General features: G+C 51.0%; 13 protein-coding genes. 3 read left to right on the top strand and 10 right to left on the bottom strand.

The window, feature by feature from the left end; all coding sequences use genetic code 11:
• Positions 1-71: 71 nt before the first annotated feature.
• On the top strand, positions 72-632 hold the full coding sequence (locus DWW03_RS11095) for an HD domain-containing protein (RefSeq protein ID WP_015547195.1): 561 nt from the start codon (positions 72-74) through the stop codon (positions 630-632).
• Between the two features lie 55 nt (positions 633-687).
• Here DWW03_RS11095 and rpe read toward each other — a convergent pair whose 3' ends face one another.
• A complete protein-coding gene (gene rpe / locus DWW03_RS11100) occupies positions 688-1338 on the bottom strand; it encodes a ribulose-phosphate 3-epimerase (protein ID WP_118406765.1) in 651 nt (216 codons plus the stop codon).
• A gap of 412 nt (positions 1339-1750) precedes the next feature.
• On the opposite strand from rpe, the gene DWW03_RS11105 reads away from it, so the two are divergent.
• Together DWW03_RS11105 and DWW03_RS11110 are read left to right on the top strand one after the other, a co-directional pair.
• Positions 1751-2974 (top strand): site-specific integrase, encoded by a 1224-nt coding sequence (locus DWW03_RS11105; RefSeq protein ID WP_118404649.1) that lies wholly within the window; start codon positions 1751-1753, stop codon positions 2972-2974.
• Positions 2975-3004: 30 nt separating this feature from the next.
• Positions 3005-4306, top strand: a complete 1302-nt coding sequence (locus DWW03_RS11110; RefSeq protein WP_118404648.1) for a site-specific integrase — start codon at positions 3005-3007, stop codon at positions 4304-4306.
• A gap of 84 nt (positions 4307-4390) precedes the next feature.
• Here DWW03_RS11110 and DWW03_RS11115 read toward each other — a convergent pair whose 3' ends face one another.
• The 9 genes from DWW03_RS11115 to DWW03_RS11155 form a co-directional block, all read right to left on the bottom strand.
• A complete protein-coding gene (locus DWW03_RS11115; RefSeq protein ID WP_118404647.1) occupies positions 4391-4705 on the bottom strand; it encodes a helix-turn-helix domain-containing protein in 315 nt (104 codons plus the stop codon).
• Positions 4702-4995: a helix-turn-helix domain-containing protein gene (locus DWW03_RS11120; protein ID WP_118404646.1), complete on the bottom strand. Its 294-nt coding sequence runs from the start codon at positions 4993-4995 to the stop codon at positions 4702-4704. Before DWW03_RS11120 ends, DWW03_RS11115 begins: the two co-directional genes overlap by 4 nt.
• Positions 4996-5017: 22 nt before the next feature.
• The gene (locus tag DWW03_RS11125) at positions 5018-5338 is read right to left on the bottom strand and encodes a helix-turn-helix domain-containing protein (RefSeq protein ID WP_118404645.1); all 321 of its coding nucleotides are present in this window, start codon (positions 5336-5338) and stop codon (positions 5018-5020) included.
• A gap of 215 nt (positions 5339-5553) precedes the next feature.
• Positions 5554-5970: a hypothetical protein gene (locus DWW03_RS11130; RefSeq protein ID WP_118404644.1), complete on the bottom strand. Its 417-nt coding sequence runs from the start codon at positions 5968-5970 to the stop codon at positions 5554-5556.
• A 279-nt stretch (positions 5971-6249) separates the two neighbouring features.
• A complete protein-coding gene (locus DWW03_RS11135; RefSeq protein ID WP_118404643.1) occupies positions 6250-7563 on the bottom strand; it encodes a sigma-54-dependent transcriptional regulator in 1314 nt (437 codons plus the stop codon).
• The gene (locus tag DWW03_RS11140; protein ID WP_118404642.1) at positions 7538-9865 is read right to left on the bottom strand and encodes a hybrid sensor histidine kinase/response regulator; all 2328 of its coding nucleotides are present in this window, start codon (positions 9863-9865) and stop codon (positions 7538-7540) included. Before DWW03_RS11140 ends, DWW03_RS11135 begins: the two co-directional genes overlap by 26 nt.
• 83 nt (positions 9866-9948) lie before the next feature.
• Positions 9949-11304: an efflux transporter outer membrane subunit gene (locus DWW03_RS11145; protein ID WP_118404641.1), complete on the bottom strand. Its 1356-nt coding sequence runs from the start codon at positions 11302-11304 to the stop codon at positions 9949-9951.
• Positions 11305-14418: an efflux RND transporter permease subunit gene (locus DWW03_RS11150; RefSeq protein ID WP_118404640.1), complete on the bottom strand. Its 3114-nt coding sequence runs from the start codon at positions 14416-14418 to the stop codon at positions 11305-11307.
• A complete protein-coding gene (locus DWW03_RS11155) occupies positions 14415-15539 on the bottom strand; it encodes an efflux RND transporter periplasmic adaptor subunit (protein ID WP_118404639.1) in 1125 nt (374 codons plus the stop codon). The genes DWW03_RS11150 and DWW03_RS11155 overlap by 4 nt, the downstream gene beginning before the upstream one ends.
• Between the last annotated feature and the right edge of the window lie 136 nt (positions 15540-15675).

Raw genomic sequence — 15675 nt, forward strand, 5'->3', positions numbered from 1 at the left:
AAAAACACCGCAAAGTTAGCGATTTAATCCGACATATCGTATCTTTACGGTCCCGAAACAGAATCCCGGAGATGGAAAAACTGGAACGATACCTGCAATTCATGCGCGAAGCCGAACGGCTGAAAAACGTCCTGCGCTCGGCCCGCACCTCGACCGGACGGCACGAAAGCACCGCCGAACACACGTGGCGGCTGGCCCTGCTGGCCCTCGTCCTTGCGGACGAAAAACCGGAACTCGACCTGCCTCGGGTCCTTGCGATGTGCCTGGTCCACGACCTCGGGGAGGCTTACGAAGGCGACATCCCGGCCGTTGCGCAGTGCGACCCCGCCTCCAAGGCCGCGGCGGAACTTGCGGCCATGGAGCGGCTCACGCCCCTGCTGCCCGCAGAAGCCGCAGCACGCATCCGGACGCTCTGGGAGGAGTACGAAGCCTGCGCCACGCCCGAAGCCCGCTGGGTCAAGGCGCTCGACAAGGCCGAGACCATCCTCCAGCACAATCAGGGAGCCAATCCCGCCGATTTCGATTACGAATTCAACCTGACCTATGGCGCGGAGTGGTTCCGCGACGATGCGCTCCTGCGCCGACTGCGCCGCCTGCTCGACGCCGAGACGGCCCGGCACGCCGGACGCTGACGGAGTGTTTTTTCCGAAATGAAATCCCCTGCGCTCTTCCGGACGGACCCTCCGGTCAGGCGTTGAGCATCTTCACGACCTCGGCCTGCGGATCTTCGGCTCCGAAAACGCTGCTGCCGGCCACCAGCACGTCGGCGCCCGCCCCGTAAACCGCTCCGGCGTTGCGGGCCGAGATGCCTCCATCGACCTCGATGATCGTTTCGAGACCCATCTCCCGGGCCATCGCCCGCAGCTGCGCGATCTTCTCCAGCGACCCCGGGATGAACGACTGTCCGCCGAATCCCGGCTCGACGCTCATCACCAGCACCAGGTCCACCAGCGGCAACACCTCGCGCAGCGCCTCCACCGGCGTCGCCGGCTTGACCGACACGCCCGCTTTGGCTCCGGCCCGGCGGATCAGCGCGACGCACCCCGCGGGGTCGTCCGTCGCTTCGAGGTGGAAGGTCACCAGATCGGCCCCCGCCTCGGCGAAGCGCGCGACGTATTTTTCCGGGCTGACGATCATCAGGTGCACGTCGAGAAATTTCGCCGTCGCCTTGCGGATGGCTTTCAGCACGGGAAACCCGAATGAAATGTTGGGGACGAAAACGCCGTCCATCACGTCGATATGGACCCATTCGGCCGCACTGGCGTCGACCATCCGGGTATCGCGCTCCAGATGGCCGAAGTCGGCCGAGAGCATCGAAGGGGCTACTATACGTTGCATGAATCAAAGAGTTTGTCGGTCAAAGATACGAAGAATTCGTGAGATTCAGGCAGATTTTGGCGGAATAAAGTAAGTGATTGGAGGCTAAAGGGATTGGGTGTTGAATGACAATGTTCTTCCTTTTACTGAAAAAGCGGTATGTCGAGGAGTTGTGAGGTGATTTTGCTACCTATCCGTTGCCTTTTTTAGTGTCGAACGACATCGAAAATGAAACGTGAAACCACCCTGATTTCGCCTCCGTCATCTCAAAGAACCCTTGTTTGCGAGAACAAAGATACGCATAATTTTCCGTGTATCGACCAAATATGCCTATTGTTCTATGTTTCAAGGGTCTGTTTCTATGTTCTGCCATATTTTTCATGCTGACAGGTAACTCTATACCGGTTAATTTTGCAATTAAAAGTATAGAGCTATGAATCAAGAAGATGTAAGGGTTTCGTTCTACCTGAAAAAGAGCGAAGCGGACGAGCAGGGAGAGTGCCCGATTATGGGCAGGTTGAATGTAGGCAAGTATTCCGAGGCGGCCTTCAGCGTGAAGATGACGGCTCCGGAATCGGCATGGCTTTGCGGTCGTGCCACGGGGAAGAGTGCAAGGTCAAGGGAAATCAACCGGCAATTGGACGAGATACGCGCTTCGGCACTCTCCATCTATCAGGACTTGTTTGCCCTCCAGGAGAAAGTATCAGCCGAGGAGGTGAAATGTATCCTTTTGGGCATGGCCTACGGGCAGGAAACTTTGGTGGCGTTCTTCCTCCGTTTCATAAAGAAATTCGAGAAGAAAGTCGGAGTCAATCGCGTGGAAGGCACGGCCACATCCTACAAGTATGCTTGCAGCCATCTTATGCAGTTTCTCAATAAGGAATACAACTTGTCAGACATTCCGTTCACGGCGTTGGACAGGTCTTTCATCGACAAGTATGACCTGCACCTGCGGACGGACTGCCGCCTGGGTGCTGGAACCATCTTACATCTGACCACATTGCTTATGACGGTTATCCGGAGAGCGAAGTCGGCAGGTATTCTGACGTCCAATCCGTTTGCCGGCTATGAGGCGGAAAGACCGGCAAGGGAAATAAAGTATCTCACGGAGCAGGAATTGGAACGCATCATGTCAACACCGCTCCATAACAGGAAACTCTACCATATCCGCGACCTGTTCCTTTTTTCCTGCTTTACCGGGATTCCATACGGGGATATGTGCCGCTTGTCGGATGGAGATCTCGTGGCTGCCGAGGACGGCACTTTATGGATTAAGACCTCCCGCAAGAAAACAAAAATCAGCTATGAGGTCCCCTTGCTGGATATTCCGCTCTATATCCTTGAAAAGTACAGGGATGCCGCACCGGAAGGGAAACTGCTGCCGATGTACAGCAACAGCGAATTGAATAATGCGCTGAAAACCATTGCCGACTTGTGTGGTATCGAGCAACGGCTCGTATTCCATCAGGCCCGCCATACCAACGCAACGACCGTACTTCTGTCGAACGGAGTCCCGCTTGAAACCGTGAGCAAGATATTGGGGCATGAACGGATAAGCACCACCCAGATTTATGCCCATGTGACCGATGACAAAGTAGAGAACGACACCCGTATGCTTGATGCCAAGATTGCCGAGCGGTTCTCGGTTGCCATTTAGCTTGTATGTCGAATATCAAATTTATCAGCCATGAACATAAATAATAACATTCGGAATAAAGAGATAAAGCACCGCAGCACGTTTGCAATCCTGTTCTATATCAACCGTACAAAGGTACGCAAGGATGGAACGTGTCAGCTGTTGTGCAAGGTAAGTGTCGATGCCAATTGGGAACAAATCGGCATTAAGGTAGCGGTAAATCCCGCCCTGTGGAATCCGGAAACGGGACGTGCCGACGGCAGAAGCGAAAACGCCCTTACCGTAAATCGTGCCATAGACGACCTGGACAAACAAATCCGGGGGCATTACAAGCGTATCAAAAACAGCCTTGGTTTCGTTACGGCGGAATTGATCAAGAATGCCATGCTGGGTATCGGTGAGAAGAAATTGACCTTGCTGGCATTGTTCAGGGAACATAACGAGGAGTTCAAGAAAAGAATCGGTGTGGACCGGGAGAAAGGGAGTTACGAAAGCTATACCCGTTCCTACAAACATTTGCATGAGTTTATACGGGATAAAAAGAAAACGGAAGATGTCACCTTGAAAAGTCTCGACCAGGATTTTTATGATGATTTCGAGTTGTACCTGCGAAGCGATTGCGGTATGCAGCAGAAGACCGTACATGAACATCTGTACCGCTTGAAAAAGATGACTAAACGCGCATTGAGCCAGGGAACATTACGTCGTGATCCTTACGATGAACTGCATCCGGCCCTGCCGAAGCGCAAAAGCCGTCATCTGAAATACGAGGACCTGACGAAACTGATGGCGACACAACTCGATCAACCCAACCTGCAACGTGTCCGCGACTGGTTCATCTTTTCGACGTTCACCGGTCTGGCTTATGCTGACCTGAAACGCTTGTCGGAAAAGGATATCATACAGAAGGAGGACAGAAGTCAGTGGATTCGTATCCGGCGAAAAAAAACGGATGTCGCCTCTTATGTCCGGTTGCTGGATATTCCCTTGCGGATTATAGAGAAATACAAGCCGGAACGGCGTAGCGATAAGATTTTCAACGTGTATTGCCGTAGTTACCTGATTAAACTCACGAAAGAGGTCGGTGAACAATACGGATTCTACATGACTTTCCACAAGGCGAGGCATAATTTCGGAACGCATATCACGCTCTCGCTGGGTATTCCGATAGAAACTGTGAGCCGCATGATGGGACACACCAGTATCACGACTACCCAAATATATGCCGAAGTGGAAAGCCGGAAAGTGGACGAGGACACAAGAGCGTTGCGGGAAATGTCGGCAAAGCGACCGATAAACCTCTACGAAGAAGAAGTTATCGCCAAGCCCAAGCGGAAAAGAAAGACTGTATAAACAAACGATAATAAAAATAAGAGGAACAATCCGTGTTGCCGGGCTGTTCCTCTCGTACTGTTCCGTTGGAACCGCTTGCTCAGGTCATAACCATTTCCGTTGTTCGTCAAGGCACTTTCTATGCGCCTCTTCCAGCAGTTGCTGAATTTCCGATTCCTTGTACAGCACCTTGCCTTGTATCAGGTAGTAAGGCAGGATGCGCAATGAACGGTATTCCTGCAAGGTGCGGCGGCTGATACGCAGGAATTTTGCCAATTCCACATCATTCATGAAACGTTCGCCGTTGAACGAGCGTTGACAGTTCGGTTCCATTTTCTTCAGTGCCCTGCCGGTATTCTCCAGACGGAGGAGAAGGTCGGCCACACGCGGGTCTTGTTTATCGATGAAATAATGGCTCATAGTTTCTTTGAATTTGCATGATAATACGATTGTAATACTTTCTCCACATCTTCCGGCTTGTAGAACAGCTTGTTCTTGATCCTGCCGAAAGGCAGTAATCCTTTGGCCCGGTACTCCTGTAGGGTACGCTTCGATATGCCGAGAATGTCGCATACCTCCTGGTTGTCCAACCATTTTTTCAAGCCGAGGTCTTCCTGCCGTTTGCAGAGCATGTCGGCCTTTTCCTCGATGGTTTTCACACGCGCCATGAGCGCGTCGAAAGTCCGGATGTCCATACTGATAATTTCCATCGTAATTCTTCATTTTAATTTGTTAAACGTTGATTTTATTTCGCTCCATTTCCGCGAGGGAGAGCCTGCCTTTACGGTTTAGAAACTCCTTGACCTCGGATGATTTGTAATAGGTACGCCCATCTATCATGTAATAAGTCACGAGTTTTTTCTGTCGGTATCGTGCAAGGGTGCGTTTCGTGATACCGAGCAACTCGCACATATCTTGGTTATCCAGCAGCTTGTCGCCGTCAAGGGCGGAGGTCTGCCGGTTCATGCGGCCCAGTTTGTCTTCAATCTTGTCGAACCGTTCCATGATTTGGTGAAGCATCATCTGGAACGTCTCACGGTCTATCTGTATCATAATATGATCTGTCTTTTGAGTGTAAATAATGACTGATTACACCTTGTCGCGCAACAGGTTATACTATGATATAGGGCTAATGGCGTACCAATGACCCTGCATTTCACGGAATGGCACAGGCATTCCACTGAAATACAGCGAAATAAAAATTATCGAAGAAAAAATTGAGATAAAAAACGGTCTTGCAGAATGCAAGGATTCCCGCAATGTGCAAGTTACATCTTGCGAGGGTTGCGATAAATCAATCGGCAGATGCCGTTAGAAAAGGTAGTGGCTTTATGCAACCGCCATTGCAGAGCGGGAAGAATGCTTTGTATGGAAGTTCCCCGATTGGAGGAAATGGGAAGCAGGTAGATGACCAGTTCGTCCACGAGGTTGTAGTGGAAGAGTCCACGGAGCAGTTCCAACGATTCGGAATCGGAAACTTCAGCCAGATAGGTAAAGGTATTGTCTTTGCCGTCTTTCTCGCACAGCAGGTCCAGAATGGAATGGGGTAAAATCCTTGCGTCACAGCGTTCACGCCAATGGGCAAAACCTTTCCTGTGGTCCATTACCCATTGCATCGACTCGTTATCGGATTCCGGAAGGAACCCGTCCAATGTCATCACCGTTACTGCCTGTATCTTTGCCATGCCGTCTGTCTAAAAAAGAAGCGTGGTAACCACGCACTCAGACAGAGGCTCTGGTAAAGCCTAAAGGAGAATACGCAATACCACGCTATGACAAAGCATAGCATAAGCATTACGCAATCACTCTCCTTTAACGTCAATTTACCAGATTTCTGTCCGAGAAGCTTGCGCTCTTATGTTATATAGTCGGTAACTGCCCTATTGGCAGTATGCCGATTTTTTCTATTTAATTGCAAAATTACATATATTCAGCGATATTTCCATTAATTGCGGTTATCTATTTCACTTCAGCCCGTATTTCTTCATTTTCCGGTACAGCGTTGCCGGATTGATATTCAGCATCGCCGCGGCTTGTTCCCGGTGTCCGTTGCAAACCTTCAGAGCATTGATAATGCTCTCTTTCTCCATCGATTCATCTCTCAGAGGCAGGACGGCACGTGAAGGCGCATCGTCATTTACACTTGGACGTATTTCCATATCCAACGCTTCCATATTCAGCATCGGCGTTTCCGTGACCAGCACGGCACGTTTGATCCGGTTCTGCAACTCCCGCACGTTGCCCGGCCAGTGATAGGCAAGCATCCTGCGCCTGGCATCGTCCGTAAAGCCTTGCGTTTCCCGTTTCAGTTCTTTGGAATGACGTTCACGGAAAAATTCGGCCAGCGGCAGGATGTCTTCAGGACACTCCGCCAACGACGGCTGCCGAATCTCGAACTCGTTCAGCCGGTGGTAAAGGTCTTCCCTGAAACGTCCCTCCCGGATGGCCAGTTGCATATCCTCGTTCGTGGCGGCAATTATCCGCACATCGGCTGTCCGCTCCCTGCCGCCTACCGAAGCATAGGTATTCTCCTGCAATACCCGCAGGAGCAAGGACTGTATCTCGTAGGACATCGTCCCGATCTCGTCCAGAAACAGCGTGCCGCCTTTCGCCATGTCGAAATATCCGGTCTTGGCGCTGTCGGCACCGGTAAACGCCCCTTTCTCGTGCCCGAAGAAGAGCGAGGCGGCCAGTTCACGCGGCAACGCCCCGCAGTTTACCGCGACGAACGGCATATTCCAGCGTTCGCTGTTGTTATGGATGGTTTGTGCTATCGATTCTTTGCCGGTTCCGTTGGCACCGAGAATCATTACCGACATATCGGACGGAGCAACCAGCCTGGCAAACTTTTCCGCTTGCAGAATCTTGGGGCTTGTACGGTGAAACAGCTCCTTCTCTTTCCTGCGCACCGTAGCCACTGGGCGGAACACATCTTCAGCCAACTCCAGCAGATGCTCCCTGTGTACCGGTTTGGGCAGGTAATCCCTGGCTCCGAGTTTGATGGTACGCACCACATCCGAAACGGAAACATATTCCGTGGTCAGGATAAACGGGATGTCCTTTCTTTCCTTGCGCAACCATTCCAGCAGGGAAATGCCGTCCCCCTCCGGCAATCGCACATCCGACAATATCAGGTCGAACTGCGTTCTGCGTATCAACGAGCGTGCTATCGGCTCATTCATGGCCGTCACGGCATCATAACCCGCCTGGGCGAGCCAGTCTTTCTGCATCTGTGACAGACCTACATTGTCTTCAACTATCAGTATCTTCCGTTTCATTCGTCATTCTTTTTATCTCGGCTTCCGCCACTTTAATAAGTATGGCGGCGTAATCCATAATCTGTCGGGTATGTTCATTCAATATCTTATCGTTTATAGTCTCGTTTTTCAGTAAAGCGCGATAAGCCGACAAGGCTTCTTCCATTTGCAGCAATTCCCACATCGGTTGCATCCGGTGGGTGATTTCACGCAATTTCTGCCTGTCACCGTTTTTCATTGCCGTACCGAGTTCCTCCCGGTCTTTTTCCGACTGGGATATAAAGGAAAGAAGCGTTTTCGACTTGTCGCTGACTTCAGAGAGTATCAGACTGAAATCGACGCTATGGGTCTCTTCCTGTCGGTTTCTTCTTATCGTTGAAAGCAGGCTGAGCAACTCGGAGGAAGAGAAAGGCTTGTAGATATAGTCTGTAAATCCGGCATGGAGAAATGCCTCCTTGTCACTGTCACCGCGTGCTGTCATGGCCACAACGGGTATGGTACGGGAGTTCCCGATATTTGAGTTTCGCAACAGAGTCAGCAGATCGAAGCCGTTGGTTCCCGGCATTTGAATGTCTGACAGCAGCAAATCATAATCCTTGCCCCGCATTGCCTTTACGACCTCTTTGGAAGTGGCACAGGTTGTACAGTTCATTCCGTTCCGCTCCATCATCTCCTTTATCACATCCAGCAACATGGTGTCATCATCGATGACAAGTACATTTTGGGGCAGGTGTACCGGGTGCGGGATTATCCGGTTCTCGCCCTCTATCGGTTCATCCGTTAGCTTCATGGGAAGCGTCACGCGGAAAGTGCTGCCTTGGTCTATACTGCTTGTCACATTGATGGTCCCGCCAAGCAGGTTGACAAGTCCTTTCGTGATTGGCAGACCCAATCCGAATCCCTGGGCGTTGGCCACTGAACTCAAACGTTCGAACGGACGGAAGATACGGGAGAGCGTCTCCTCACTCATGCCGATACCGGTATCTTTTACCTCCAACAGCAGCACTCCTTCGCTATAACTCGCATTCAAACTTATTGTACCGGTTTCTGTGAATTTGACGGCATTGCTGAGCAGGTTGTCTATGATCTGCTCGATGCGGTCCACATCGCCGTAAAGTTTGACATCGGTATCCTTGAAATCGTGACAGAACAGGATTCCCTTGTTATTGACCACGTGGGAGAATCCGAAAACGGTACGTTCCAACAGGTCTTTAAGGCTGAAAGGCACATCGTTGCGGGTTTCTTTGGCCTCGTTCAGACGGTACACGTCCAACAGGTTGTTGAGCAGGTGTACCACGTGTTTACACACAATCCTGATGTTGTTCATGTGATTGTTCCTGCGTTTCTTTTCACGGGTATCCATAGCCAACTCGGCACTACCGCTGATGATGTTCAGCGGGGCGCGGATGTCATGGGAAATGGTCAGGATTATGTTCTTGCGCATTTCCAGCAACGCATTGTTCTGTTCTATCGTTTCTTCCAGGCGTTTCCTGTTCCTTGCCTTAATCTTGATATCCCGTTGTATGATAAGATACAAAACAAACAACAGGATTATGGAGAAGATTATCAGGCCGGTTATTACAAGGGTGGAATGCTCGTATGAATCCTTCAAACGGACTTCTTTGTTCCGGAGGGCGGATAATGCCTGCTCATCCAGGCTTGTGATTAACGTGCGCAACTTACCGTTGAGTTCACGGTTATGCAACCGCAGACTGTCCGTATAAGTCTCGATGTTTCTTCTGCGTTCTTCCTGCAAGGAAATAAGCTCGTTGCCCCGTGCTCTCACTTTGGTATTAGCGGATGGCAATTGTACGGTTTCCTTGCCTCCGAATAATCCGGCTATCCCTTTTTTCTTGCGGGTGACAGTACGGGAGGTATTTGCTTGTGATGTGACAAGTGAATATTGGCCGGCCAGCAGGCTGTCGATTTGTTTTTGTTGCCGGAAAATTTCTTTCATCCGCAACAGATGTTCCTCCTTGTTGAGCAGCTGGGAACGGAGGGAATCCACTTGTTCCGGACGTACAAATTCCTTGCATTGTTCACGTAAAATTTGCAGCAGGGAATCCGCTTTCAGACGACGTGTACGGTATAACTCACAATCTTTACCGGTCCACGTCATGACGGATTCCCCGAAAGTAGCAAGCACGGTGATATGGCGATGGGTGGTGCTGATATTGCTTTGTGTCTGGAATATGGTTATTGACTCCTGCTCTATCTCCGACACACGTTTACGCTCGTGTAAAACGATGGCGACCATACAACCTATGACCGCCATTAAGAGAAAATAGCCAATAAATATCTTATGTTGTAATAACAACCTCATTAGTTTCAAATACTTTGTTTATATAAAATCCACTTATGTCGTTTAATTTTTAACAGCCGCTTATTACATTCATTAATTGTAGTTTATGCTCCACCTCCCAGCGCATGATAAAGTTTAATAATACTCTGTATGCGTTCAAAATAGGCTTGTGACTGCAATGTTTCTGCTTCAAGCAGTGATTGCTGGGCAGTAAGCACTTCCAAATAGGTTGCGCCGGAATGACACATCAGCAGTTCTGTCTTCTGTACAGCGTCGTTCAAAACAGAAACGCGCCTTTCACCAATTTCAATTTGAGATTTTGCCGTCTGCCATACGGTCAAAGCATCGTTCACTTCTTTTCCCGCATTCAGCAATGCTTGCCGGAACAACAGTTTGGCTTCTTCCTGACGGCTTTTGGCTATATTCAAGTTGGCTATATTCACGCCTCGGTTGAATAACGGCTGTGTAAGGGAACCGATGACGTTGAGCAACCATTGTCCGGGATTAGTGATTACTCCGCCTCCATTGTTAGTCCAACCAAGTGTCCCCGAAAGAGTGATATTAGGATAGAAAGCGGCACGGGCTACATTGGTGGCGTAAAATGCTTGTGCCAGTTCCATTTCAGCCTGACGTACATCAGGACGGTTAGAAAGCAACTGCAAAGGAACTCCGATAGAGATTGTATCGGGAAAAGACGCCTCTGTCAAATTATTCCGTTCAATCGAGTGTGACGGCATGGCAAGTATCGCAGACAAGGCGTTCTCTGTTTCAGAGATACTCTTGCGTATGGCCAGTTGCGATGATTCGAGTTGCATCACGTTTGCCTTTGCCTGTAATACGCCGGCTTCATTCGCCTTGCCCACCTTTTTCAACGCTTCAAGCGTGCGTACTGTAGCCCGCCAGTTTTCCAAAGTCCGATTGTTTATCGCCATCTGCGTATCAAGCATGGAAAGTGTATAGTAACTGTCAGCTATAGTAGCGACAAGTTGTGTCTGTACGGCTTGCTGATAGTCACGGCTTCCTTGCAGTGCGGCGACCGCACCACGCTTTGCAGCCGTGAGCCTGCCGAATATATCAAGTTCCCAACTTGCAGACGCACCAACATTATATGTCTTTGCCGTCGTCCCGTCATACTGGCTGCTACCACCTTCGGCATTAATCCCAAGTGAAGGGAGATATGAAAGCTTAGCCGTAATCAAAGCTGCCTCGGCTGCTTCAACCCTCAAACGTGCCACATTGAGATCAGTGTTCTGCTTAATTCCTGTTTCAATCAGAGACTGAAGTTTCCGGTCAGTAAACATTTCCCGCCATGACATAGATGCAATTGTTACTGTATCAATACCTGCCGGTAAGGTCCGATATAGATTCTCTGTCGGGATTTCAGCCCGATGATATCGGCTATATGTGCTACAGCCGGTAAGCATCAAAGCGGATATTATATATATTGCTATCTTCTTCATTTAATTATGTTTAACACGTTCTTGAATATATTGGAATGCGATGAACAATGACGGTACGAGGAACAGCAATGCCAACGTACCTATAATCATGCCTCCGATTACGCCTGTGGCAAGCGAGCGGCTGCCGTTGGCACCCACGCCATGAGCCATCATCAGCGGAACAAGGCCGAACACCATAGACAGTACGGTCATCAGGATGGGGCGCAGACGAACCTTCGCCGCACTGTATGCCGCCTGTGCCAAGGTCATGCCCTCCGCCCTCCGCTTGCCGGCATATTCGGTCAGCAGGATGGCGGTCTTGGCAAGCAGTCCGATAATCATGATCAGTCCGGTCTGCATGTAGATGTTGTTCTCCAGACCGAACAACCATGCGAACAGGAAGCTGCCCATCAGTCCGCAGGGTACGGATAGCAGCACGGCAAAGGGAATGAATACGCTCTCGTAGAGGGCACACAGTATCAGATATATCAAGACCATACAGAGCAAGAATATCATCGTGGCATTGTTGGTGGTCTTGCTTTCCTCGCGCGACAGTCCTCCGTACTCGTAGCTGCAAGTGGCAGGTAGCACCTCTTGGGCAGTCTCGCCGATGGCCTTGATGGCCTGACCGGAACTGTAACCCGGAGCCGGAGAGCCGTTGATGGCGATGGCATTGAAAAGGTTGAAGCGCGTAAGGTCGGAAGGACCGTTGGTCTTGGTCAGGCGCACGAACTGGCTCAACGGAGCCATGCTGCCGTCGGAAGTGCGCACGTACATTAGGTTGAGCGACTCCGTATTGATGCGGTACTCCGCCGGCGCCTGCATGGTAACATGATAGAGCTTGGAGAAACGGTTAAAGTCCGATACATACGACCCGGTATAATAGCCGGAAAGCGTGGACAGCACATCGGACGGAGACACGCCCGACTGCTCGCATTTCGCAGCATCGATGTCCACCCAATACTGGGGATAGTCGGTGGCAAAAGAGGAATAGACCTCACCGATTTCGGGACGGCGGGACAAGGCTTCGACAAACTTGTCGGCCTCTTTCTTGAAGGCGGCGGCGTCGCCTCCCGTCTTGTCCTGCAAGTAAAGCTCGAAACCGTTGCCCATGCCGTAGCCCGCAACCATCGGCGGCGACATGGCGAATACCGTGGCATCGGGAACGTCGGAGGAGGCGGCATAAATCTTTCCTATCACGTCGTCCACCGACTGTCCTTCGCCCTTGCGTTGGCCCCAATCGCTGAGGGTCATGAAATACATGGCTTGCGACGGGCCGGAACCGTTGAACGAGAAGCCTGCCACCGCTCCGCTGTATTCGATCTCGCCGATGCTGTCAAGACGGCTGTTGAGCTGCTTCATCACCTCGTTTGTCTGCGCCATGGAGGAGCCGGGCTTCGTGTTCATGCTCACCATTACCGTGCCGGTGTCCTCCTGCGGGATAAGCCCTGTCTTTGTGATATTGACCAGCAAGACCAGCAAACCGAATGAGGTAATAATAGTTCCCCACAACAGCCATCGGCGGCGGATGATGTATAATACTCCACGCACATAACGGTGGCTCAAACGGTCGAAGATAGCATTGAAAGCCTCGCGGAAGCGTGCCGCGAAATTGTTCTTCGTGTTTCCGTACTCGTCGGTATAAGGTTTCAGGAACAAGGCGCACAATGCCGGAGAAAGGGTGAAGGCATTGACAGCCGAAATACCCACGGCAACTGCCATCGTGATGCCGAACTGGGCATAGAACGCCCCGGATGTGCCGCCCATCATGGCCACCGGGATAAACACCGCCATAAAGATAATGGTAGAGGTGAGAATGGCGGACGAGACGCCTTTCATGGCATCGTCGGCGGCAAGCACCGGCGACCGGTAGCCCTCGTCGAATTTCGCCTGCACGGCCTCCACCACCACGATGGCGTCATCAACCACTGTTCCTATGGCAAGTACAAGGGCGAAAAGCGTAAGCAGGTTGATGGAAAAGCCAATCATGGACATGACGGCGAATGTGCCGATAATTGAAACAAATATGGATATGGAGGGGATAAGGGTCGATTTTATATCCTGTAAAAAAACATAGACGACAATCACCACCAGCAGTATTGCCTCCAATAGTGTGCGGAGAACCGATTTTATGGAAGCATACAGGAATTTGTTGGTATCGGTAAGAACCACGAACTCCGCCCCTTGCGGCAGATCGCGCTTCAAGTCGTCGAGCACCTCGTGAATCTCATTGATGGTGCTCGAAGCGTTGGAGCCCGCTTTCTGGTTGATGAGCATGGTCGCCGCCGGACGACCGTTCACCTCGGTGGAATAGTTGTAGTATTCATCGCCCAGTTCCACGTCGGCGACATCCTTCAGTCGCAGCACGTCGCCGCCGGGCAGGGACTTGATGACCAGCTCGCCGAACTCTTCCGCCGTGGAAAGGCGGCCGCGATACTTCATCGTGTATTCATTGGCTGTAGGATGGTTAGCGCCGAACGAGCCGGTTGCCGCCTCGATGTTCTGTTTTGCAAGGACTGAAGATATATCATCGGGTATCAGCCCGTACTGCGCCATCTTGTCGGGGCGCAGCCAGAGACGCATGCTGTAGTTGGAACCGAACAGCTGTGCCTTTCCCACGCCGCCGATGCGTTTCAGCCGCGGCTCTACGTTGATTTTCACGTAATTGTTGAGAAACGTCTGGTCGAAACGGCCGTCGGGCGAGTAAAGCGCAAAGGTCATGAGTTCGGCATTCTGCTGTTTCTCCGTCATGACACCGCTTTTGGTGGCCTCCGCAGGCAACTGGCTCAACGCACCGTTCACGCGGTTCTGCACGTTTACCGCCGCCATGTCGGCGTTGGCGCCCTGCTTGAAATAAATGTTGATGGAAGCGTCGCCCGTGTTGGATGCGGTCGAAGTCATATAGATCATGTCTTCCACGCCGTTGATGGCTTCCTCAAGCGGAACGATTACCGCTTTCTGCACCGTCTCGGCATTTGCGCCGGGATATGTGCAAAATACGTTGACGGTCGGAGGTGCGATGTCGGGATATTGTTCCACAGGAAGGGCTTTCATGGCGATAACGCCCATCAGGACGATCACCACGGAGATAACGCCCGAAAATACGGGACGGTCTATGAAGAAGCGCAGGTTCATGGGGTTACGGTTTTAGGTGTGACAATCATTCCTTCCTTTATCTGCCCCACACCTTCGGTTATGATGGTGTCGCCGACGGACAGGCCCTGCTTTACGACGAAGCGGTTGCCGTCGTTCAGGCGGTCCACGGTCAGGTAGGCGGCTTCTGCCTTCCCGTTTTTAAGGCGGTAGGCGATAATCTTGTCCTGCAACTCGACGGTGGCGGTCATGGGAATCAGAATGGCATCCTCATTCAGTCCTTGCAGGATGACGTTGCCGATGGTTCCGCTCAACAGATGCCTGTTGATGTTGGGAAACAGTGCCTTTATCTGTACGGCACCGGTCGTGGGATTGACTATTCCGCTGATTGTCTCTATTTTCCCTTGTTTCCCATAGACGGAACCATTGTTAAGTTGAAGGCTAATCGGAGGCATTTCACTTATAATTCTGTCAATAGAACCATATCTGGCCTCGAACTGCCTAAGTTTGTTTTCCGAAATGGAGAAATAGGCATACATCTCCGAATTGTCCGACACCACTGTAAATGGTTGTTCGATGGTCGGACCGACGAGTGCGCCGATGCGGTAAGGGAGAGTGCCTATAACCCCGTTGCTCGGGCTCTTGATTTCGGTGTATGACAGTTCGTTTCGGGCATTTGCTTCCTGAGCTTTTGCTTGTTCCAGCTCTGCCTGTGACACTACTAATTGATTTTGGGTAACTGACAGTTCGTAATCGGATATGACTTTTTCATCGAACAGCGACTGTTTGCCGTTCAGTTCAATACGCGCTGTTTCCACTTTTGCCTGTGCCGCACTCACATTGGCGATTGCGATGCGCAGCGCAGCCTGATAGGGCGCTTGGTCTATGACAGCCAGCACTTGCCCTGTTTTTACTTGCTCTCCCTCTTTCACGCATAGGCGGATGATGCGACCCGATACTTGAGGTATGATGTCCACATCCTGTCGTCCGCGAATCGAAGCGGAATACGTTTCTTCAAATTCAATGGGTTGGGAAGAAACTACCATGACGGGCAGCGTCTGTCCTGTTTCCTGTTCTTTCCGTTCTTGTTTGCAGGCTGTCAGCGAAACAGCCAAAATTGCCGTTACCGTGACACCGGCAATCCATGTTCGTCTATTCATCATCTGTTTTTATTATTTTTTCCATTCATTTCGTGCATGTATGTCATTTTGCTCTCGCTGTTCCGCCATTCTTTATTCAGTATCTATTATATATGTTTGGGAGCAAACCGGATAAACCGATCCATCGACAACAGTTTGC

Source organism: Alistipes sp. AF14-19 (assembly GCF_003461645.1).
In the GTDB taxonomy this organism is placed as follows: Bacteria; Bacteroidota; Bacteroidia; order Bacteroidales; family Rikenellaceae; genus Alistipes; species Alistipes shahii.